Genomic DNA, 20,918 nt, shown 5'->3' on the forward strand with positions numbered 1-20,918 from the left:
CCCCTGATCTCGGATGTCCGTCAAAACGGGTCAGGCCCACCCGGTTACCGTGGCCAATCGGATCGAGAAGCAGGAAGCCGACCGCAGGCGTCTTCAACGCGAACTCGCCGGCGAACCGGGCTGGGTGACCGAGACCGACGAGCACGGCCAACCGCGGCACCGCTGGGGAATCCAGCACCCCGGAGAGGAGCGCGCGGTCTACCTGCGGCGCGAAATCGCCACCCTCACCGAGCAAATCGACTACTGGAAGGGCGTCTACGCCCAGCTCCAGGCTGAGGGCAAGGCGTCCACGCTGGGGCCGGACACCGTGAGCACGGGCGACTGGGTGCTGTACAACAACATGTGGATGCGCGTACGGCGAGTCAACAAGAAGTCGGTCACCGTGCCGAACCCAGTCTTCCCGCCACCCCGGCGCGGAGAGAAAGAAGCCACCTGGACCGTCGCCTGGCACAAGCTGCGCGGCTACCGCACCACTGAGCAGATGCCGCCGGAAGTCGTCGACGCGTATGAGGCACCGGGCACCGACCCAGTCATTGATAGCTGATGCAGGCGCTCCGCAACCCGCCTGTTACGCGTGTGCCAGCGAACGACAGCGTGACGCACTCAATCACGCAACCCGCTTCGCTGCCCCGGGTCTCCGGCGACAGTGTCACGCTTATGACCGGGTCAGGTGCGCATCTCGCCACCATCTACCCGGCCGAGCGACACCCGGCCAACGAGGCACCGCACCCATCGGTTGCCGCTCGACCGTTTGACCCAGCTCGCCACCTGCAGCGTCAGCAGATAGTTCGGCGTCAACGGTGGCCGGCGCTCGTGGACCTCCTCGTCGCACCTGGGTGTGTGCCCGTGAATCGAAGTCGGCGACGTCCGCACTACTGCCACCGTCGCGCAAACCCGCAGGCCAGCAGTACGCCCCACACCCCTACTGCAGCCTGCACGCCCGCACGGATTGCGATCTATACGCCTGGGTCTACTCGGCGGATTCACCGCGAGTCAACCCCGGAACTCCCACGGCAGGTCTTCATGCCTCGAGGCTTACCGCATTGTTGCCCCGATGACGAGTTCATTGCGGGCAAGGCGCAGAAAATCGCTCCGAAACCCGCTGATTCTATCCATCGCATCCTCGGCGCTGAGAGTCCCCGCGGGCTCACCAGTCCTGGGATCGTCGACGTCGACGCCGTACATCATCGCGGGAAGCAACCACATGTCAGACATTCCTTTAGAGAAGAACCGGTGCATGTCGGGTGAACAGATCAGTTGAACTTCGGCAGCCTTTGCGCGAATTTTGTGGACATTGTTCAGATATTCCGAAGTGATTCCTTTGAGGGCCTCTTTACCACTTGCTTCGCGAATTCTGTCGAGCAGCGAATGAGCCCGGTTCAGGGATTGAAGCAGTTCACCAAAGATCAAGATCTTCGTGTCGCGGTCGAGTTTGACCGACTCGCGTTTGCTCTCCCGCGCCCACCGTACGTCTTCGCGTTCCTGTTCGCGGCGCCAGCGCCGATCCTCGCGCCAGGCGTTGACGAGTTGACCTGCGACCACCCCGACGAGCCCGATCATCCCAACAACGATCGGCACCCACACCGATACCTGTCCGCTTTGCATGTCTCGCAACGTATCGCGCCGGCCCGGCGGCGGCGTTTCCCTATCGCGACCAAGCCGCGAAGAGGCATCTGATGCCAGCGTACGACCGGCCCTGTATGCGCCGGGGTCAACCGGGCTGAGCCCCCTCGGCCGGACGAGGGGGCGGGTCAGGCCGGCGAGCGCATGTGCCGCCGAGGTCACCGTCTGTGGGTGCCGACGCCCCGTTGGACCAGTTCAGCCTCGGGCTGTGACCACGACACCCTAGTCGTGGCACTCCCTCTGGTCGCGGATTGTCTCGGTAAGGTGTCTAGGGCGACATAGTGTCGAACAGATGGACAGCCAAGCCCGGAGACCGGTCAACCTGGCCACGCGAGAGAGGGCCGCAGATGGACAAGGACGAGCACATCGCGCAGTTGCGCGCTCGCCGACAACGCGTGGAGGCGATCGAGACCACGCTGGAGAGCATCCGGGACGTGGAAAGCTCGCTGCAGGAGATGAAAGAGATCCTGACCAAGCAGCTGAAAGCCGAACGCACCGAGCGGCTCGCCGACATCCGGGAAGCAGACAAGGCCGGTGTGCCGAAGACCAGAATCTCTAAGGAGGTCGGCCTCAGCCGGGCGAACCTCTACAACCATCTCAAAGGCACCCCGGCCGACGAGTAATCCGCCGGGCTATCCCGGCCCGCAGACAGAAATCGAGAGACAACGCCACTGTGCGCACCTATCCGCATAGCTGGCCTCCTCGCTGCCGGTAGAACTCCACAGGGTCGACGGCCTGCCCATTGGCCTCGATCTGCAAGTGCAGGTGCGCTCCAGTGGACGCTCCCCGGTTTCCGACCGCGGCGATGGGCTCGCCGGCCCGAACGGATTGTCCTTCGCGGACCAGATTGTGGTCGTTGTGACCGTAGATCGTCACGATCCCGTCTCCGTGCTGGATGCGCACCCACAGTCCGTAGCCGGACGCCGGGCCTGAGCTGATCACCGTGCCGGAGTTGGCTGCCAGGATCGGCGTGCCTATGGGCGCGGCGATGTCGAGTCCTTTGTGGAGCTCATTGCCGCGGTACCCGAATCTGGAGGTGCAGGTGCCGCTCGTGGGGGTCGTCCCGACGATCTGGCGCGCTGCTGGCTCGAATTTCGCGTAGCGGTCGGGAAAGCCCGATCGCTGCACGGTCTGGGCAGCAACGGTGACCGGCATGTTCTGCCAGTTCGGAAGCGCCAGCAGATGCCGGTAGAACTGCTCGCTGCTATAGGCGGGGTCCATGATCTGTGCGACCGTTCCCCAGCCTTGCGAGGGCCGCTGCTGGAACAGGCCGACACTGTCGCGATCGCCATCGTTCAGGTTCTTCAGCCGTGACTCGGTGAGCGCCGCGGCGACCGCGACGACCCAGCCCTGCTCGGGCACGTTCATCCGTTTGCCGACCGCGACGATCGTCGCCGCGTTGCCCATCTCCTGTGGTCCGTACCCCGCTGCCGAGGTCGCACTGGCCCCAACAGGGGCACAGTTCGAGCCGCTGGCGGAACTGCTGGAACTGCCGAAGACGGCTTGAACCACCGCGATGGCGCCGCCGCCGATGAAGAGCATGATCACGACGACGAACCCGGCACCGGCGGCGGCCATCTTGCCCATGACGCATCACCTCCACGGACACGCGGGATCGGGCGGGGGCATCGGGGAGGGCGGGGCCATCTCCGGACGTGCGGCGCCAGGCACCGCGGCAGTCGGACGCTGCCCACCACCGGGAGCCGAGGCACGCAGGTCCGGCCAGAGGGTGGGCAGGTCAGCCAGCGCCACTCGACCGGCGGTGCCGGGCTCGTCGAGCCGTAGCCAGCGCGGCGCGGCCATATCGAGCGGGTCAGCGGTGGCCTCGCCGCTGCTGGTCGCCACGGGGACGCGTGCAGGCCGGTCGAGACCGCGCAGCGCCTCGGCCATCGCCCTGCGTGCGTTGACCTCGCGCCTGGCACTGGGCAGCCACACCAGCACGGGTGTGGTGATGCCCGTGACCTCGGCCAGCCGTTCGTAGCGGGCGAGTTTGCTCGCCAGGCGTGACAGTTGCTCGGTGCCGAAGTCGAACTCGATGAACCACTCGACGTCCCGGCCGGCCTCGCGCCAGCGTCCGTAGCCGTCCGGGGTGACGATGTCGCCCCAGTGCCGGCCGCACCGGGCGGCCGACCACCACGCCGCGAGCACGCCAGCGGCACCGGGCTGGCGGGCTCGGCGGATCAGGGTGGTGAACAGCCCGTTGCTGCCCACGGTGTGCGCCAGCTGCAGTGAGAACGCACGTCCGATCTCGCGCTCACGGCTGTAGCCCAGTTCTTTGGGGTCAATGCCGTCCTCGCGGGCGAGGGCGACGGCTCCGGCAGTGTCGAGGACGTAGTGCATCGGGTGCGAGCCGCGGTCGCGGTGCGGCTGGAACCGGTGCAGCACACCCCACTGGTAGAGGTTGCGCAGGCGCAGGTTCGCCCCGCGGCGCCCGGTGAAGGCGATGTCGATGATCTGAGTGCTGGTGAGCACGTGGTGCTCGAACAGCATCCGGCACAGCCACCGGTCGCGGTCGGTGAGATGCCGGGCCAGCCACGCGTGGTGCTCGGCCGAGTTGAGCACGCGCGCAACAGGTCGTTTCGGCCGATGCGTGCGCAATTGCCTTTGCGGCGTGGGATTGCTCGCCATGGTTACAGGCACCTCCAGGTCTGCGGGACGCGGGAACGCCGTGCGCACCAACGGAAAAGGCTGAGCGGGGTCAGGCCGCGCGGCGTGGATCGAATGTCACCGGCTGGTCGTTCTCGGCCGGTTCGGGTGTGTGTCGAGGTTCGGTGTTCACGAGCGCGAGTCGACGGATCTGCTTGGCTCGCCCGGGAATCGCGGGCGGCAGCTTCTCGGTGACCGCAGTGAACGGAGGAGCTTCCTCGCTGTCGAGGACCAGTCGCGCGGCGATGTGGAAGCGGCCGAGGTTGGCGAGGTCGTGCTCGGAGAGCCGGGGCGCGGTGTGCCGGGCCAGGTGCCGGGCGTCTTCGGGCGACGCCGAGAAAATGATCTTCGAGCGGGCGTTGGTGCTGATGCCTTCCTCGAGTTCGCGCGGCAGCTGCCGCAGGTACTGGTGCGCGAGCGTCATCGACATCCGGTAGCCGCGGGCTTCGGCGAGCATGTCCTCCATCGGGTACGCCAAGTTGAGGAAGTTGTGGCACTCGTCGATGTAGAGCGCGGCGTCGTGGCGGTCGCGCTGCGGTATCCGGGCGCGTCGGGTGGCGGCCTGCCAGGTGCGGGCCACCACGATCGAGCCGACCAGCCGGGCGGTGTCCATCCCGAGCGCGTCCTTGCCCAAGCGCACCAGGCAGATTCCGCCGTCGAGCACGGCGTCCATGTCCACGGTGGACTCACCCCCGGCGAGGGATGCCCGCACGAACGGGCGCAGCAGCAGGCCGCGGAGCTTGTTCATCAGGGGCGCGACGACTTGTGCCCGGCTGGCGGCGGACAAATCGTCGTACCAGTGCCAGAAGCCGGTCAGGACGTCGTCGGAGATCTGTTCGAGCGCACGCTGCCGGAAGGCGGGCCCCGTCAGCAGTTTCGGCAGGTCGGTCAGCGTGGGTGTGCCGGGCAGCTCGCGCAATGTCAGCAGCCCCGAGCGCAGGATGTCCTCGGTGCGCGGCCCCCAGCTGGAGGCGTAAACGTGGGAGAAGATCGAGACCAGGTTGTCCACCGTGCGGGCGGTGTCGTCGCCTTCGAGTGGGTTGAGCACGGGCGGCTGGTAGCGGCTGTCGGCGTCGAAGAGCACGACGTTCTTTCCGAGCCGTGATGGCAGCCGCATGAGGGTGTCGGCGACCAGGTCTCCCTTGGGATCGATGACGACCAGTCCGCGGCCGGCGTCGGCGTCGGCGAGGATCATCCGCGCCATCAACTCGGACTTGCCCGAACCGGTCGCACCCAGGATGTGCAGATGATGGCGCGAGTCGGCGACGCGCAGCCCCACCGGCCGGGGGTGGCCGGAGTCGGTGATCCCGATCGGTTTCACCCCGGCTCCCTCGGTGGCGATACCCGGTGGCGGCGGAACCGCCTTCGCCCCGGCGCGCTGCAAACCGGGCACGGCCTCGTCGGTCGGGACGTGCGCGAGCGCGGCCAGCTCGGCGATCGAGAGCAGATCGCCGGAGGTGAGGCGTCGTTCGGACACGGACTTGACCGGATGCGTGAGCCGGACGCGACGGTAGTAGTTGTGTTCGCTGTAGGCCGCGAACGCGCTGGCGATGGCATGGCCGCGTCCGCGCAAGTGTTCACGCACCGGAACCCGCTCAGCGCTGGTCGCGTGCTCGTCGACCAGGGTGGCCACGGCATAACGGATGCGGGTCTCGTACTGGGAGCTGCGCTGTTTGGTCACGATGACCCGGTCCTGCGCCGAGGTTTCCAGGGAGGTTTGGTGATCGACGACCTGCTTCTTGGCGGTCGTGCTGGGCTTGCGTGATCCGGTGTGCGGGGTGATGAGGTCTAGCAGGCGTCCGGCCAGCTTGACCGAGCTGCCTGCGCGGGCCTGGCGGGCGGCTCGGCGAGCTTTGCGAACACGAGCGCCGGTGACCGGGCGCGCGAGGATCTGTACTACGGCACGTTCTTGGATGGCCATGCCGACCGGGGCGCCCAGCAAGGCGCGGACGGGATCAGCGGGGAAGTCCGACCGGATAGGAAGTGCTTCGCTCCGGGCCAGGCGCAGTTCACCGCCTACGGCCTCGACTGCTTTGCCCGGCGGATTGGACAAGGGGATCGGCGGCTTGGCGGGTGCGGTGCGGGTGTGCGCGCCGGGCCAGGCAGCCTCGATGGCGCGCTCGGCCATGCCGGGCGGCACGACGCCCGGCAGCCACAGCCGCAAGGCAACCCCGGTGTGGGAAAACACGTACTCCCACACGATGTGCGGCTGGCCGTGCATCCGCCGTTTCCAGCCGGATCGCAACAACCCGACCAGGTTGGAGTACAAGGCCGCTGCGCCGTCCGGATCGACCGTGGGCGGAGCCAGCACTGTGACCACCCGGGCGTCGGCGGCCATCCGGTCGTGGCACCGGCGCGCCCACCACCGGCGCCCGGCCACGACGCCAGTCACCGCGAGCGCAATGGCCGGCCCGGCGAGTGGCCCCCAGGACAGTGCGAATTCCCGCAGCGCGGCGAAGACAGCGCGCACTGCGGCACCGGGATCGCGGAGGTAGTCCTGCAACGGCGATGCGAGCAGCCTCGCCGAAGCGGCAAAAGACTGGGTAGAAGGCATCAGAAATCCCCTCTCGCAAGGAAGAGTCGTAAGGACGTGGATTCAGGCCGCGTGTCGCTCGGCATCGTTCACGCTCGCTCGGGCTTCCGGCGTCGGTGCAGGAGCGGACGGGTCGTTGGGTGCGAGCCGCAGATGACGCTGCCGTCTGTGTGCCCGTTCGGCGTCGATCTCGGCCTGCCACTCCGACAGCCGTCGTCCGCCCATGCGCTTGAGGAACTGCGGGATGCGGTTCGCGGGCACCCCGACCAATCGCGGGCCGAGCACGGCGAGCAGATCCGAGGCTTCCTGCGATGACCACTCGGGGGCCTCGGTGATGGCGTCCTCATCGGGAAACACATCGGCGACCCGGTCACGGTCGGGATCGATAAACGAATCTTCACGACCGCCGTAGCTGTAGACCCACAGGAAGTTCTCGGGCGGGCCCGGTTCGATCAGTCGCTTGAACCGCCGAACTTCCTTGGTATACGCATAGAACGTCACCTGCGGGCAGGCTCGCATCACGCGACACCACGCCAAAGTGTAGGCATCGCTGAAAAAATCCCCTGCGTCGTGCACCCTGATAAATTTCCCGGCGAGGCGCGGTGCCGACAGTTCACTGATCATGGCTGCTTCCCAACCGGGCAAGTCTTCGAGGACGTACGCGAGATTGGCGGTATGCTTGGCTTTGACCGCAGGGAAGAGATAGGTTCCATTGCGCGCGTAGCAGATCCGAGCGCATGCGCTTGCCGCCGGGCAGGTCACCTGCGTGCGTCCGTCGGGCAGCCGGGCGGCTAACGCGGGCAGAGTCCAGTTCCAGACACCGATTGCGCGCATCTCCCGGTTTTGCGTCAGCAACCGACCCGGTCGGGTCACGCTGGCGGAAGAAGACATACGACACCTCGCAAAAGAAGTCAGGCGAGCAAATAAATTGGGCAGAACGGTTGTGGTTCAGGAGGCCCGCATGTGGCGGGGCAGGCTATGCGGCGATGTCGAGGTCGACGTGACCGTCAGCGTCCGCATCAAGAGCCAGCTCAGTGTCATGGACGCCGAGGTCCACAAACGCGCCGTCGTCCGTGCTAGATTCGTGCTCCGCGTACCGCGCCAATTCGGCCGGATCTGTAGTGATGAGCGCGTTTTCCTGCGGAGACGCCAGCGACTGGAACGCGACTCTCTGTGTCCCGGTCGAGAGCAGACCTTGCCCCTTGTCCGCGGAAATCAGGAACTGCCTCTCGCCCTCGGACAGGTTGAAGGTTGCCACGATCTCCTCGATCGCTTGCGGCGCTTGACGGAGAAGAATCTGCGTAGCCGCGTTCGCGATGATCGCCTTGCCCAGGTTCGTCCCGAGGACGTCCCCGACATCTTGGGTCGCGATCGTCAAGCCCGCCCAGTGTTTCCGGGCTGCTTTGGCCATCCGGTGCAGAAACCGCGCCCCGGCAGGGTCTTGCATGAGCAGCCATGCCTCGTCGACCGTGATCAGCCTTGGCCGACGGATGGCCGGGTTGGACACCCGCCGCCACACCGTGTCCAGCGTGAGCAGCGTCCCGATCGGCCGGAGTTCGTCGGGCAGGTCCCGCAGGCTGAACACGGTCAGGTGTCCCTCGGGCCTTGTGGTGGTGGGCCCGGAGAACATTGGGGAGAACGCGCCCTCGACGAACGGGTGCAGCCGGGTGCCCAAGTCCGCCGCGACCGGGTCTGCGGTGCCGGTGAGGGCTGCGGCGAGGTCGGCCAGCAGCGGCGCCTGCCGGCCCCAGGTCCGCGGGTCGCTGGTGATCCCGGCCTGCTGATAGGTGGCCATGATCGCCCGGTCGAGCACGGCGCGTTGCTGTGCAGACAGGTCGGTGCCGAGCAGCACCCCGGTGACGGTGTGCAGGAACAACGCCCGCCGGGTCAGGGCGTCTTTAGGCGCGGTGCGACGCCCGTCCGGGCGGACGGCGATCGGCAGGTCGAACGGGTTGATGCGGACGTCAGCGTCGCCGAGGTGGATGTAGGTGCCGCCGATGGCCTCGCACAGCCGCCGGTACTCGTCCTCCGGGTCGATGATCGCGACCTCGACCCCGCGGTAGAGGCTGCGCAAGGTTTCCAGCTTCACCAGGTACGACTTGCCCGCGCCGGAGCGCCCGAGCACCACCGCGTTGTAGTTGTCTGCGGAAAAGCGATCCCAATGCACCAAACCCTGCGAGCCGACGTTGAACCCGTATAGCACACCGGCCGGTGCGGCGACACTGGTCGGGTCAGCGGGAGGCAGATCGGGGCTGGTGAAGGGAAACGCGGCGGCCAGCGCACTGGTGTCGAAAGTTCTGCGCATGCCGATCAAGTCCAGCGCCAGCGGCAGGGTGGACACCCAGCCTTGCATCGACCGGTAGGTGGTCGGCTGGGCGTTCATCAGCAGCGACGCCGCGAGCGCCCGCACTGCGGCGACCTGCTCGGCGAGATCGTCTTCGCTGGTGGCGTGCACGGTCAGATACAGCCCGAGCCGGTACAACTTCCCTTCGCCGCGGGCGACGCGCGCCGAGAGGTCGTAGGCGTCTTCGGTCGCGGCCTCGACCATCGGGTCCAGCAACCGTCCCTTCTCGCTGGTGTGCCGTCGCCCGGACTCCAATTTGGACAGCTGGCGCTTGAGCCGGTTGGCGGCGGTGACCGGGTCGATCGGCTCGATGTGCAGCGACACGTCCACGCGGCCGGGGTAGGACAGCAGGGGTTGCAGCCACCCCGCGTGCACCTCGCGCGGATAGCCGGTGATCGCGAAAGAGGAGACCCATTCGCCGCCGATCTCCAGATGCCGGGGCGCGACCGACAGCGAATCCGGTGTGAACGCACTGGCCCTTCCCAACGGTGCATTCGTATCCCGCGCGCCGCGGCCTCGATCACGGCCGAACTTCCTGCTCATAGGTCCCCGCCCTCCCACTCATCCAAGGCCGACGGCTCCGGCGGCGCGTTGTCACGCCCGGCCCGGGTGGCCGTGCTTCGGTGATGGACTGGCGGTTCGTCGTCGGGATCCGGGGCAGCGGTGGTGATCACCTCGTCTGCACCGGCCAGACCCGCCGAGGGCGGGATCAGGCTGTCGGGATTGCACGCGGTGGCCAGCACGGCAGTGGCCTGCCCAGCGTCCAGGGGCGTGATCGTGATCCCGGCCGGGGAGAGCAGTTCGGTGGCTTCGCCCAGCCTCCGCACGAGCCGGGCCTCCGCCGAGCGCCGCGCGGTCTCGGTGATCTCGCCGTCCCGTCCGCGGGCGCGTCGCGCCCGCAGCAGGGTGAGCGGGGACGCGCCGCCGAGCCCGTCGGTCGGCCCCGTTGCGCGGACCGGCTCGCGCAGCACCAGCAGCACCTGGCGGCGCAACAAATCGGTGGAGCGGCGCAACTGGTCCAAGTAGGTCGCGTGCTCCCGTGCGGCGGCTTCGAGCATCGGATGCGGCAGGCCGGGGGCGGCCTCGCGCAGGTCGCTGATCTGGCGGCTCAGGTCGAGACGTTCGGCCCGGATGAGCACCTGCACCGGCGCGGAGATCGAATGCAGATACCGGCCGAAGCTGGCGACCAGCGCCTCCTGCTCACCGGGCGTGCGGAGCGCGAAGTTGACGGTGCTGGCCACCGCGACCATCGCGACCCCGTCGGGGCCGAGGTCGACGACACCGGCCTCGGTGACCCCTTCCGCGGGCAGCCGCAGCGCCGCCGGAGACACCTCCGATGTGCCCGCCGCGCCGGTGGCGTCGGACGCGGTGATGCTGCTGGTCAGCCACTCCGGTGCGGGCCGGACACCTTCGGGGGCGGCGACCCGGCGGCGGGGTTGCAGCCGCTGGCGAAGTGCGGCGAGCACGAGCCGGTCCAGGCTCATGCCGTCGCGTCGCCCCAGCGCCAGGACCGCGGCGGTGACCCCGATAGGAATCGCGACGATCAGGAACGCCGGCAGCGGGACCACACCGCGGGCTAGCGTCCAGCCGCCGTAGAGCACGATCCCGGTCACCGCGAGGATCGCCAGCTGACGAACGGTGAGATTGGCTAGGACGCGGTCTTCGCGGTCGACGTCGGCAGGGATGCGCACGGGCTGAGTCATGACTTCTCACCTCCGCGAGGCGGGGATGTCGGCGCGGATTTCGGTGGGGTGGGCGCCCGGAACGTCACCGGCGGGACGGACGGCGTGCGCGGGCGGGCGTCTCCGAGGCGAGGCTCCGGGTGCGCGGTCCGGAACGCCGGTGCGGCGGGTGGCGCCGTCGCGGGCGTGACTGGCCGGGACACGTGGGACGGGTCCGGCGTCGGCGGTTGGAACCGCAAGTGCGGCGGAACTGCGGCCGCCGCGACCGGCCGGGCCGGGGGCGTGTTGCCGCTTGCGCGGCGCGGTGCACCGGGTGCTTGGAACCTGGGCGCCGCCGGAGCCTGCCTGCGGCGCCGTCCGGCCGGCGGTGGGACTGGAGTGTCGGGTTTGGATGCTGAACTGAATTCGGGCATGACGGGTCCTTGATTGGCCGGGGTGACGGCTGGGTCGTGGGTGGTCTCCTGGGGGCCGGGCTGCAGAAACTCCGGTCGCTGCGAGGGCGGGCGAGGGTGCTGGGCAGCACGGGTGCGCTCTTTGTCGTAGGCCGCCTGCATCCGCTGGTTGACCGCCTCCGGTGTCGGCGCGATCCGCGGCTGAGCGGGCCACGGCGGATCGGCAGCGGCACCGCCGCGCTTACTGCCTTTTCCGCCACCGGCGACCGCTCCGGCCTTGCCGAACCCTCCGGACTTCCCGGCGACCATCCCGAACGTTTTCGCCGCGATGTACGCCTTCGCGAGCCCGCCGAGGAAGGAACGGCCGCTGCCGAGCTTGGTGGCCGAGAGGAACCAGAACGGAATCTTGAACAAGATGTAGAACAAGGTGATCGCGGCGATGAGCATGCCGAGCGCGGACAGTGTCGAGCCGAACAGACGCACCCCGCCGGACAGGAAGGTCCGCACGGCGTTGATCAGCACGAGTGACTGGGCAACCTGGATCGCCAGCGTCGCGCCGAGCGCCTTCCACCACCACCGGGCGATGCCATCTGTATGGGGCAGGCAGTGGCACATCAGAAAAAGCGGCCCGGTGACAATGAGAATCAGCGTGATGACCACGCGGAAGACGTAGACGATCAGCAGGGCGATCCCGACGACCACGAGCACCAGCGCCAGCAGGATCATGAAGAACCCGCCGGAGACCGCACCCTCGACGGCGTCCTTGAGCGTGGACCCCACCGACGGCGGATTCACTCCGTCGCCGAGCACTGCGGCGGACAGCGCGTTGGTCAGCCGGATGAGCTTCTCGGCGAAGAACAGCGACAGCGCGGAGGCGAGGAACCCGATCGGGATCCGCGGGCCGATCTCCTTGATCGAATACCGTGCCTGCACCGTCTCGTGGGACATCACCACGATCCCGGCGACGAGGAGCAGCATCCCGTAGCAGGCCAGCACGATCTGCCACGAGTTGTCCCACAGCTCGCCGATGCCGGGAAGCTGGTCCAGCGTCGGCGTGGTCAGCGCGGTGTGGCCGAGCAAGTCCAGGATCGGCGACAGGGCGGCATTGACCAGATCCTTGAAGACACCGTTGATCGCCTTGGCGATACAGCCGGTGATGTTGGTCAGCCCGCACTCCGGATCGTCGTTTCCCGTACTGGGACCGCCCGGTTGCTGGCCAGTGCTCGGCGGCGGGGTGGGCTGCGGAATGCAGTCCTCGCCTGTGCACGGCGGGTTCGGTTGCGCGCTCGTGCTTGGTGCGGTGGTCGGGCCGCCGGGGGTGCATCCGATCTGGCCGGGAAAGCAACTTGTCGGCGGCGGCAGCTCGGTGATCGGCGGCAGCGGCGTCGCTGGGACCGACGGGCGCGGAGAGCCTGTCGGAAAGTGACACGACGGGTCCGGCGAGTTCGGGGCACACGAGTTGCTGGGGTTGGGTGGTAGCGGCAACGGAGGCGGTTGCTGCGCCAGCGCCGCCTGCTGCGCACCGGGCTGCGGGGGCGCGCCGGGCGAGGCCCATGCACCGACGGCCAGCACACTGCCGAGCACCACCGTCAGGCCGAGCGCCAGCAGCCAGACCAGCCGCCGCCGGGAACCACGGCCGACGCGCTGCGGTGCGAGCAGGACCCTCTCCCGGCGCGCCGGGTCCGCCGGGCGTGCGCCGGTGCCGGGCTCGCCGCGATCGGGTTCGGACGGGCCGGGGTGTCGGGGCGCGGCCATGGCGTCAGGCCCCGACAATCCCGCGCAGGATTTCCACCACGAGCGGTGCCAGCGCCGCCAGCCCGTAGCCCCACCCGGCGCTCTTGAACGACTGCTTGGCCTTCTCCACTTCGCCGGGGTCGCCCGCGGCCATCAGGTACCGGACGCCGCCGATGGTGAGGAACACCGTCGCCAGCCCGGCGAGGATGCCGACCAGCCAATTGCGGATGTTGTCGAAGACCTGGCCGACGCTGCTCGCGATCGCGAGAACCTGTGTGGAGGCCTGCGCCGCATCCGCGCTGAGCACACTGAGCAGGACCGTGCCGAGTAGCGCTAAGACCACGGAGTGGGTCACCGTGCTGCGCACCGGTCGCGACTGAGAGGTCCGATGACATGGACGTGCACCATCCGTGTGTGCAGTCGGCCGCGCGCGCCTGATGGTGCCCGTGCGGAGTCGGTTCTGTTCGGATGCGCTCGACGCGGGCGAGCGCGCCGGCGCGGTGGCGCGTCGGATCTGGGGATGGGGTGTCACGCGCATCGGCGCACCTCCGAAATCGGCTCGTGCTCGGCGGTACGCGGAGAGCTGGGTGGGATCTCCCCGCGCCCCAAGAGGCCGGATTTCGGGTCCTTTTTCGACACCGCTCGTGACGATTTCTTGGAATCGACTGGCCGGCCGTTGCGCAGACGACCGCTCACGGCACGTGACGAGTGCGGCTTCTCCTCGGCGGGAGCGGCCGGTGAGCCGGTGAGCAGAGCGGAGACAGCTACGTCCGCGACGGGGTCGTCGGAGTCGGTGTCGGCGAGCTGATCGCGCAGCCACGCGACGAGTCGGTCTTCAGCTCGATCGCGGGCCTTGAACGCGGTCTTGAGCGCGGCTCCGTGGGTTTGCGCCCAGCCGGTCACCGAGGTTTCGCCGAGCCGGGTCGACGAGATCAGTTCCGCTTCGGCGGGGGTGAGAATCTGCTCACCGACCGCCCGCGCGAGCACCAAGTCGGGGTGTCCGTACGGCGGGCGCGGCACCGCGGACCGATAGCCCGAGCCCGCAGGCATCGGAGCGTCGAGCGACTCCTCCAATGCTGCTTGCCCGGCGCGGCGCGCGGCGAAGTGCAGCCGGACCGCGATGGCCGGGTCAGCCAGATCGACCGTCGAGAGCGCGTGGACAAACCCGGCGAGCACGGCCGCGTGCGCGTCCGCGCGATCGCCGCGATACCGCGCCGCCAGCCATCGCGCGCTCGAGGCCAGCGACGGCAGGGCCATCCCGACGCACGCCACCGTCCAGGCACCCCCGTGCGCGCGGGAGCGCAGCACCAGGTGCGCCCACACATCGTCGCGCGTGCGGGGCGGGCACTGCTTGCTCATCACCCGGTCCCGCAGTTCGTCCAGCGGCACCGGACGCCGTGGCAATCCGGCGAACCGGGCCCCGTGCACAGCCATCGGCTTCGGCCCGGTGACCAGCCACCCGAAAGCGTCGCGCGCGGTGTCTAGCGGCAGCCAGTCGTGCCCTTCGTGATCGGGGCGGATAGGCGCGGACACGGTCTCGTCGTTCGTCATTGGCGTGCTCCTGACTGGAGTTCGTGGAATCGGCTCCGTCAGGACGCCAGGGCGGCGACAAGAAAAAGACAAGAAAAGAACAAAGATGATCTTCTTAGTAGGTGAAATTGGCTACTAAAAGCGAAGCTTCGAAGGATTCGGAAACCTCACGCAGGGCAACCTGTCCTGGCGGTGTCCGTGATCGTCTTAGTAGCTTGTGAGCTGGTCGTTTAAGTGATCCTTAGTGGGCAGTCGGCGGCCGGCTCAGGCGGGTCCGCGGCAGCTCCGGGGGCTTGCTTTGTTCTGGTCGGAAATTCTTCTTGACCCGAACCCGGGTGATTCGAAAGCGGGTCAACCCCGGCCGTCCTGGCTTGAATCCTTCCGGGAAGCTGGGAAAGTGTCGACCTATTCGGACTCGTTTCTCTCTGCGTACGGTGCAGGACTTCGGAGGTTATGAAAAAACTTGGGCGAGCGGTGTCGAAAAACGGCCCCAAAACCCGCCTCTTGGGGCGACTTGGCAGACCACGCCGATCACACCGCGAGGAAGGCCACCGATGACTTCACCACCGCACCCCGAGCCCGGACGCCGTCACCACCGCTTGCCGCATCGCGACACTGCCGGCCTCCGCCGCAGTCGGCATCGCGCGCCACAGACCAAGCTTGCAACCGCAGTTGCCCGCAGGCCACGTCCGGCGACCTTCTGGCCGTTCGCCGAGGCGGAAATGCTGCCCGGTACTGCACTGCTTCCCGGCTGGCTCGGACGCACGGTCGTCACCCTCGTGACGACCTACACCCGCCCCGGCGACCGCGTCCTTCTGCTTACTCCACCGCCGTCCCCGCGCGCTCTTCGGCGCGCGGTTGACGGCACCCGCAGCGCCACCCCGTACGCAGGTCTCGCCGAGGCGGTCTGGACCGTTTCCCGGCTCGGCCGCGGTGCCGACGCCGCGACTGCGGCACCCGCACCCGGCTACCCGGCCGAGCACCCCGACTCGGCCCCCTGCGCCGGATCCGAGTCGGGGTCGCGACTCCGACTCGGTCGGTTCGGGCTGCACCCGGTGGCCGAACCGCACCCCGACTCCGCACGCCCTCGGCGTCGCGACGGGGACCGACCGCATGGCGGGTTCGACCTGATCATCACCGCGCTCGATCCGCACGCCACCGACTGGCTCGCGCACACCGACTGGGACGCCCTGCTCACTCCGGGCGGCCTTATCGCCGTAGTCACACACAGCGATGTCCGTGATGGGCGACTACGCGACCCGCACGCGACTGCGCTGAGCACGCTGGGTAGTCGCGGGTTGCGATGTCTCGATCACATCGCCGTGCTCGCTACGCCCGTGTCGACCTTGCCGAACCGCCCCGTAGCCGCTGGCCGCGCAGGCATCGCGGCCTCGACGCTGGACTTCTCGCCGCGCGCGGTCGACGCCGCAGCGCCGCCGCTGCGCTCGGTGCATCACGACCTCGTTCTGCTCGGTCGATTGTCGCCGGACGCGACGGACGAGGGTGCTTTCGACGGGAAGGAGACCTCGGATGTCTAAGCGCACTGGGAGGCAGCACCCCCGCCCGGCGGGGGAGCGGTCCGAAGGCCCGGTTGTGGCGTCGGTGTGGCCGACCGGGACCGACAGTCTGACGGCCCAGCTGAACGAGGGCGGCTACCACGACGCCACCGGTGCCGACCACGCTCTGATGGCCCCGGCGATCGCCCGCCACGCCATCGCGGCGCTGACTCGGCCCGGCGATGTCGTGCTCGATCCCGACTGCGGGGCGGGCACTACGATCGTCGAAGCGCTACGGGGCGGGCGGCACGCGATCGGGTTGACCGGGCAGCGGCGCTGGTGGCGTCTGGCGCGCACCAACGTGACTGCCACAAAGGCGCGCGGGGTGTTCGCCGACGGCATGGTCCTCATCCTCGACCGACGCCCCGGCACCGCGGTCGCCGCGGCCACCGCCGGACTGACCGGGCGGATCGACCTCCTCCTGACGACCCTGCGGCCCAGTCCGGCTGGCGACATGGATGGTGCGCTGGAGCGATTGCACAGACTGCTGACGCAGTACCGGCCGCTGCTGCGTCCCGGCGGGCACGCGGTCATCACCAGTGCCCCGCGGCGCCACCCAGTGCGGCACGACCTGCTCGACGTTCCCAGCCGGATCACGGCGGTCGCCACCGCTGCCGGGCTGGCACCAGTCGCGCGGTGTGTGGCGCTGACCGCCACCGTGCGGCGAGGCCGCACCTACACCCGCGCGTCGCTGGCTCAGCGCCGCGCCGCCGCCCGTGCCGAACGCGCTCTCGGGCATCCGGTCGCGCTGCCCGCACATCACACCGCGCTGGTGCTCCGGGCCGATCCCGACGCGGCCTATCCGGCTCTGAACCAACCCCTCCCCGCGCTGCCCGCGCCGTCGCACCGCGCCTGGCACGGAACAAGGCCCGATTTGGTCGTCGCCTGAAGTGTGGACCGCTTCACGCAAGATGCGCGTCGGTGCCCGTCTGCGGCGCGGCGACGCGATCCGACCTACTGCGGCTCGCAACCTCTGCTCAACGTGCCGAAGGAGCAAACCTTATGGACACGGTCTACTACCGCGACGACGCGGTCACGCTCTACACTGGCGACGCCGCGACCACGTTGACCGGCCTGGCAGCCAATTCGGTGGACTGCGTGGTCACCAGCCCGCCGTACTGGGGGCTGCGCGACTACGGGACCGGAACTTGGGTCGGCGGCGATCCCGGGTGCGCGCACCTGGCCGCGGCCGGACGTGGCGGCAACGTTCCCCAGTCCAAACACCCTGGGCTTGCCTATCCCGCGTCCGCGGCGCATCGCGGTGGCGTGCCGCAGCGCTGCCGCCGGTGCGGCGCCCAGCGCGAGGACGACCAGCACGGCCTTGAACCGACCCCGCAGGACTACGTGGACCGGCTGCGGGAGGTCTTCGCGCAGCTGCATCGTGTCTTGGCCGACACCGGCACGGTGTGGCTGAACTTGGGCGACTCGTACTCTGCCGAACCGCCCGGCCGCACCGGGGACGCGATGCGGGCGAGCACCTTGTCCGGCCGTAGCGCAGCAGCGCCACTGCGGGAATCGGTGCGCCAGGCCGGGGTGGCGCGCACGCGGTCGTTGCCGCGGAAGAACCTGGTCGGGATGCCGTGGCGGGTCGCGTTCGCGTTGCAGGCCGACGGCTGGATTCTGCGCAACGCGATCGTGTGGCACAAACCCAACGCGATGCCCGAGTCCGTGCGCGACCGGCTCTCCAATCGCTACGAGATGCTGTTCCTGCTGACCAAACAGCAGAAGTACTTCTTCGACCTCGATCCGATCCGCGAGCCATTTGCCTGTCCCGAGGCGGTCGGGGAGGGCATCGTCTTCGGCGGTGCGAACAAGGGCCGCCACGGCGGGATCGGTGCGACCGCGCGTCGCCGCGGGCACAGCGTGTACGGCAAATACCGCGACACTGAACCGTTCGCAGGGAAAGCCCCGGGGGACGCGATGCGCCCGACCGGGGCTCGGCACACCGCCGCGCACGCTCGGGGTAAGAATCCTGGTGACGTTTGGTCGATCACCACCCGCCCGTTGCGGGAAGCGCACTTCGCCGCGTTCCCGGTCGACATCCCGCTGCGCTGTATCGCCGCGGGATGCCCGGACGGCGGTGTGGTGCTCGACCCGTTCAGCGGTGCGGCCACGACGGGACTGGCCGCGCGTCGGCTCGGCCGGTCCTATCTCGGCATCGACCTCAACCCGGCGTTCCACGACATCGGCTTGCGCCGTCTCGGCCTCCCCGCACAGGACACCGGGAGGGCCGCATGACTACTTGCGCAGCACACGCCCGTGCGGACGCCGCCATCACGCTGGTGACCGCCGACGCGGAAGCCGCGCTCCGCAATCTGCCAGAGGATTCGGTGGACTGTCTGGTCACCAGCCCGCCTTACTGGCGGCTGCGCGACTACGCCCCGGACGCCTGGACCGGCGGCCGACCCGGCTGCCGTCACCGCCCGGCCAGTCTCCGCGACGCGGGTGCCAGGCGGTGGCGGTGCCAAGACTGCGGGGACCGGCGCGAGCATCCGCAGACCGGGCTGGAAGCGACCGCGGATGACTACCTCGCAGCCCTTCGCGCGGTGTTCGCCGCGGCCCGGCGCGTGCTGGCTCCGCGGGCCACGGTGTGGGTCAACCTGGGTGACAGCTACTCCACCAACTCCGACGGCTACTGGTGCGCGACCCCCGGCCAGGCCGGTCAGCCGCACTACCGGTCACGAGCGGACGTGCCGCACAAGAATCTGCTCGGCATGCCGTGGCGGCTGGCCTTCGCACTGCAAAGCGACGGGTGGATCTTGCGGTCGGCGATCGTGTGGCACAAGCCCCACGCCACGCCCACCCCGGTCTCCGATCGGCTCGCGACCCGCCACGAGATGCTCTTCCTGTTCGTCACGCAACCGGATTACTACTTCGACCTCGACGCGATCCGGCAGCCGTATACCGGCGACCGTGCCCTGTCCCGTCGCGCCTACCGCGGCGGCACGAAGCCGAATACAGCACGCGGAACCTGGCTTCGCGCACCCGCCGACGGGCAGCGCGGTCGCAACCCCGGCAACGTGTGGACCGTTCCACCCGACCGCACCCGCGGCGGCCATCCGGCACCGTCGCCGGTGGAGATCCCGCGCCGGTGCATCGCGGCCGGATGCCCGCCGGGCGGTCACGTCCTGGACCCGTTCAGCGGCAGCGGCACCACCGGCGTGGCCGCTCGCGCGCTCGGCCGGCGTTTCACCGGCATCGACACCAACCCCGCCTACCACGACCTCGCACAGCGGCGACTGGACGCAGGCAGGCATGGGGGAGACCGATGACGGCCGGAACTGGGGCGGCGGTGCGGTTGTGCGTCGGCGATGCGCGTGAGGTGGTGGCAGGGATGGCAGCTGGGTCGGTGGATTGCGTCGTGACGTCGCCGCCGTATTGGGGTTTGCGGGACTACCGCGTCGTCGGGCAATACGGTGTCGAGTCCACCGTGGATGGATATGTCGCGCGACTGGCCGGGGTCTTCGGGGAGCTGTCGCGGGTGCTGGCGCTGGGCGGGACGGTGTGGCTGAATCTGGGTGATTGTTTCGGCGGGTCGTGGGGGAATTACGTGGCGCCGGGCTCGGTCGCGCGCACTGCTGCGGTGCGGGCGGCGACGGGGTACGGGGTGCATCGGCCGCCGCAGTCGTTGTTTCGGCGCAAGGATCTGGTGGGTGTGCCGTGGCGGGTGGCGTTGTCGTTGCAGGATCGTGGGTGGCTGGTGCGGAATGCGGTGGTGTGGGAGAAGCCGAACGCGCGGCCGGAGAGTGTGCGGGACCGGCTTGCCCAGCGGTACGAGTCGGTGTTCCTGCTGACCCGGTCGCCGGTGCACTGGTTCGCGGCGGAGGGGATGACGGATCTTTGGCGGGTCCCGGCGGGGCGTTCGGGTACGGGGCATCCGGCAGCGGGGACGCTGGAGATCGCGCGGCGTTGTGTCCGTCTGGGGTGCCCGCCCGGTGGTGTGGTGCTGGATCCCTTTTGCGGCAGCGGGACCACCGGGATCGCCGCGCTGGAACACGGGTGCTCGTTCGTCGGCGTCGATCTGGATCCGGATTGTCACGACCTGGCCTGCCGCCGCCTGACGGGTGCGGTGGTCTCGTGAACGCAGCGGCCGTGCTGACGTTGGGGGAGGTGGCCGCGTTGCCGGCGGTGGTGGATCTGATGACCGCGGCGCGGGCGTTGCGGATCGGCCGGACGACGGCGTACGCGCTGGCGCGCGACGGTGGTTTCCCGTGTCCGGTGCTGCGCGTCGGCGGGGAATACCGCGTCCCGACCGCCGGGTTGCGACGGGTCCTTGGCCTGGACGAGCCTGCTGGCTGAGCGCTGCTCGGGGATTCGCCGGATCGGGTGGTGTCGCTCGGGCTCGGGCTTCCCCGAGCGGGTTCTGCAGCGCGAGCATGACGGCAACCCGCTGATTCAACGCAACCGAGGGGAAGGCGGCAGGCGATGGCCGAGGGATCGGTGTACAAACGCTGTTCCTGCAAGGACAGCAACGGTCGCAGTCTGGGTGCGGCGTGCCCGAGACTGGAACAGAGCCGGCACGGGCAGTGGTGCTACCGCATCGAGCTGCCCGCGGACCGCGGCGGGAATCGTCGGCCGCGGCGTCGCAGCGGGTTCGAGACCGCGACGAAGGCGCAGAAGGAACTCAGTCACGTCGGCGACCTGCTCGCGCTCGCCGGGGACGACGAGGACACCCTGGGCAAGATCGCGGACGTGATCGCCGCCGCGATCACCGCACGCCAGAAACTCCCGGAACTGGAAGACATGCGCCGGCTGGTGCGGGCCGGGGCAGAGGTGCTGGAGCACCCTTTGATGGACGAGGTGTTCACCGCGTTTCTCGCGACGAAAAAGAAAACCCGCTCCCGCAACACCTACCGTTCCTACGAGTCGCATGTGCGG

18 protein-coding genes are annotated in these 20,918 nt (G+C 69.0%); 8 read left to right on the forward strand and 10 right to left on the reverse strand.

The window, feature by feature from the left end:
* Nucleotides 1–49: 49 nt before the first annotated feature.
* Complete coding sequence (locus EIZ45_RS26310; RefSeq protein ID WP_134662597.1) at nt 50–544, forward strand: hypothetical protein; 495 nt, start codon at nt 50–52, stop codon at nt 542–544.
* A gap of 491 nt (nt 545–1,035) precedes the next feature.
* On the opposite strand, the gene EIZ45_RS26315 is transcribed toward EIZ45_RS26310, so the two are convergent.
* Nucleotides 1,036–1,605, reverse strand: a complete 570-nt coding sequence (locus EIZ45_RS26315) for a hypothetical protein (RefSeq protein WP_134662596.1) — start codon at nt 1,603–1,605, stop codon at nt 1,036–1,038.
* 365 nt (nt 1,606–1,970) lie between these two features.
* On the opposite strand from EIZ45_RS26315, the gene EIZ45_RS26320 reads away from it, so the two are divergent.
* Nucleotides 1,971–2,246, forward strand: a complete 276-nt coding sequence (locus EIZ45_RS26320) for a hypothetical protein (protein WP_037817372.1) — start codon at nt 1,971–1,973, stop codon at nt 2,244–2,246.
* Nucleotides 2,247–2,304: 58 nt separating this feature from the next.
* Here the strand turns inward: EIZ45_RS26320 and EIZ45_RS26325 are convergent, their stop codons facing one another.
* From EIZ45_RS26325 to EIZ45_RS26365, 9 genes are all read right to left on the reverse strand, one after another.
* Nucleotides 2,305–3,210: a M23 family metallopeptidase gene (locus EIZ45_RS26325; protein ID WP_134662595.1), complete on the reverse strand. Its 906-nt coding sequence runs from the start codon at nt 3,208–3,210 to the stop codon at nt 2,305–2,307.
* A 6-nt stretch (nt 3,211–3,216) separates the two neighbouring features.
* Nucleotides 3,217–4,251: a replication-relaxation family protein gene (locus EIZ45_RS26330; protein WP_037817374.1), complete on the reverse strand. Its 1,035-nt coding sequence runs from the start codon at nt 4,249–4,251 to the stop codon at nt 3,217–3,219.
* A gap of 70 nt (nt 4,252–4,321) precedes the next feature.
* The gene (locus tag EIZ45_RS26335; protein WP_051173148.1) at nt 4,322–6,823 is read right to left on the reverse strand and encodes a type IV secretory system conjugative DNA transfer family protein; all 2,502 of its coding nucleotides are present in this window, start codon (nt 6,821–6,823) and stop codon (nt 4,322–4,324) included.
* Between the two features lie 42 nt (nt 6,824–6,865).
* A complete protein-coding gene (locus EIZ45_RS26340; protein WP_043839068.1) occupies nt 6,866–7,693 on the reverse strand; it encodes a hypothetical protein in 828 nt (275 codons plus the stop codon).
* Between the two features lie 85 nt (nt 7,694–7,778).
* Complete coding sequence (locus EIZ45_RS26345) at nt 7,779–9,689, reverse strand: VirB4 family type IV secretion system protein (protein WP_043839066.1); 1,911 nt, start codon at nt 9,687–9,689, stop codon at nt 7,779–7,781.
* The gene (locus EIZ45_RS26350) at nt 9,686–10,849 is read right to left on the reverse strand and encodes a PrgI family protein (protein ID WP_037817383.1); all 1,164 of its coding nucleotides are present in this window, start codon (nt 10,847–10,849) and stop codon (nt 9,686–9,688) included. The genes EIZ45_RS26345 and EIZ45_RS26350 overlap by 4 nt, the downstream gene beginning before the upstream one ends.
* A complete protein-coding gene (locus EIZ45_RS26355) occupies nt 10,846–12,975 on the reverse strand; it encodes a hypothetical protein (protein ID WP_043839064.1) in 2,130 nt (709 codons plus the stop codon). The genes EIZ45_RS26350 and EIZ45_RS26355 overlap by 4 nt, the downstream gene beginning before the upstream one ends.
* 4 nt (nt 12,976–12,979) lie before the next feature.
* Entirely contained in the window at nt 12,980–13,297 is a 318-nt protein-coding gene (locus EIZ45_RS46510) for a pilin (protein WP_200864550.1), read from the reverse strand.
* A gap of 185 nt (nt 13,298–13,482) precedes the next feature.
* The gene (locus EIZ45_RS26365) at nt 13,483–14,505 is read right to left on the reverse strand and encodes a hypothetical protein (RefSeq protein WP_051173144.1); all 1,023 of its coding nucleotides are present in this window, start codon (nt 14,503–14,505) and stop codon (nt 13,483–13,485) included.
* Nucleotides 14,506–15,539: 1,034 nt separating this feature from the next.
* Between EIZ45_RS26365 and EIZ45_RS26370 the strand changes: the two genes are divergently transcribed.
* The 6 genes from EIZ45_RS26370 (at nt 15,540) to EIZ45_RS26395 (ending at nt 20,339) form a co-directional block, all read left to right on the forward strand.
* Nucleotides 15,540–16,022, forward strand: coding sequence for a hypothetical protein (locus EIZ45_RS26370; protein ID WP_134730390.1), 483 nt, complete (start codon nt 15,540–15,542; stop codon nt 16,020–16,022).
* Complete coding sequence (locus EIZ45_RS26375; RefSeq protein ID WP_043839062.1) at nt 16,015–16,929, forward strand: DNA methyltransferase; 915 nt, start codon at nt 16,015–16,017, stop codon at nt 16,927–16,929. Before EIZ45_RS26370 ends, EIZ45_RS26375 begins: the two co-directional genes overlap by 8 nt.
* A 113-nt stretch (nt 16,930–17,042) precedes the next feature.
* Nucleotides 17,043–18,278, forward strand: a complete 1,236-nt coding sequence (locus tag EIZ45_RS26380; protein WP_051173141.1) for a site-specific DNA-methyltransferase — start codon at nt 17,043–17,045, stop codon at nt 18,276–18,278.
* Nucleotides 18,275–19,312: a site-specific DNA-methyltransferase gene (locus EIZ45_RS26385; RefSeq protein WP_043839060.1), complete on the forward strand. Its 1,038-nt coding sequence runs from the start codon at nt 18,275–18,277 to the stop codon at nt 19,310–19,312. Before EIZ45_RS26380 ends, EIZ45_RS26385 begins: the two co-directional genes overlap by 4 nt.
* Nucleotides 19,309–20,121, forward strand: coding sequence for a site-specific DNA-methyltransferase (locus EIZ45_RS26390; RefSeq protein WP_051173139.1), 813 nt, complete (start codon nt 19,309–19,311; stop codon nt 20,119–20,121). Before EIZ45_RS26385 ends, EIZ45_RS26390 begins: the two co-directional genes overlap by 4 nt.
* Entirely contained in the window at nt 20,118–20,339 is a 222-nt protein-coding gene (locus EIZ45_RS26395) for a helix-turn-helix domain-containing protein (RefSeq protein WP_043839057.1), read from the forward strand. The genes EIZ45_RS26390 and EIZ45_RS26395 overlap by 4 nt, the downstream gene beginning before the upstream one ends.
* The last annotated feature ends 579 nt before the right edge of the window (nt 20,340–20,918 follow it).

The sequence above is a fragment of the Amycolatopsis sp. CFH S0740 genome, from assembly GCF_004522315.1.
GTDB classification, from domain to species: domain Bacteria; phylum Actinomycetota; class Actinomycetes; order Mycobacteriales; family Pseudonocardiaceae; genus Amycolatopsis; species Amycolatopsis nivea.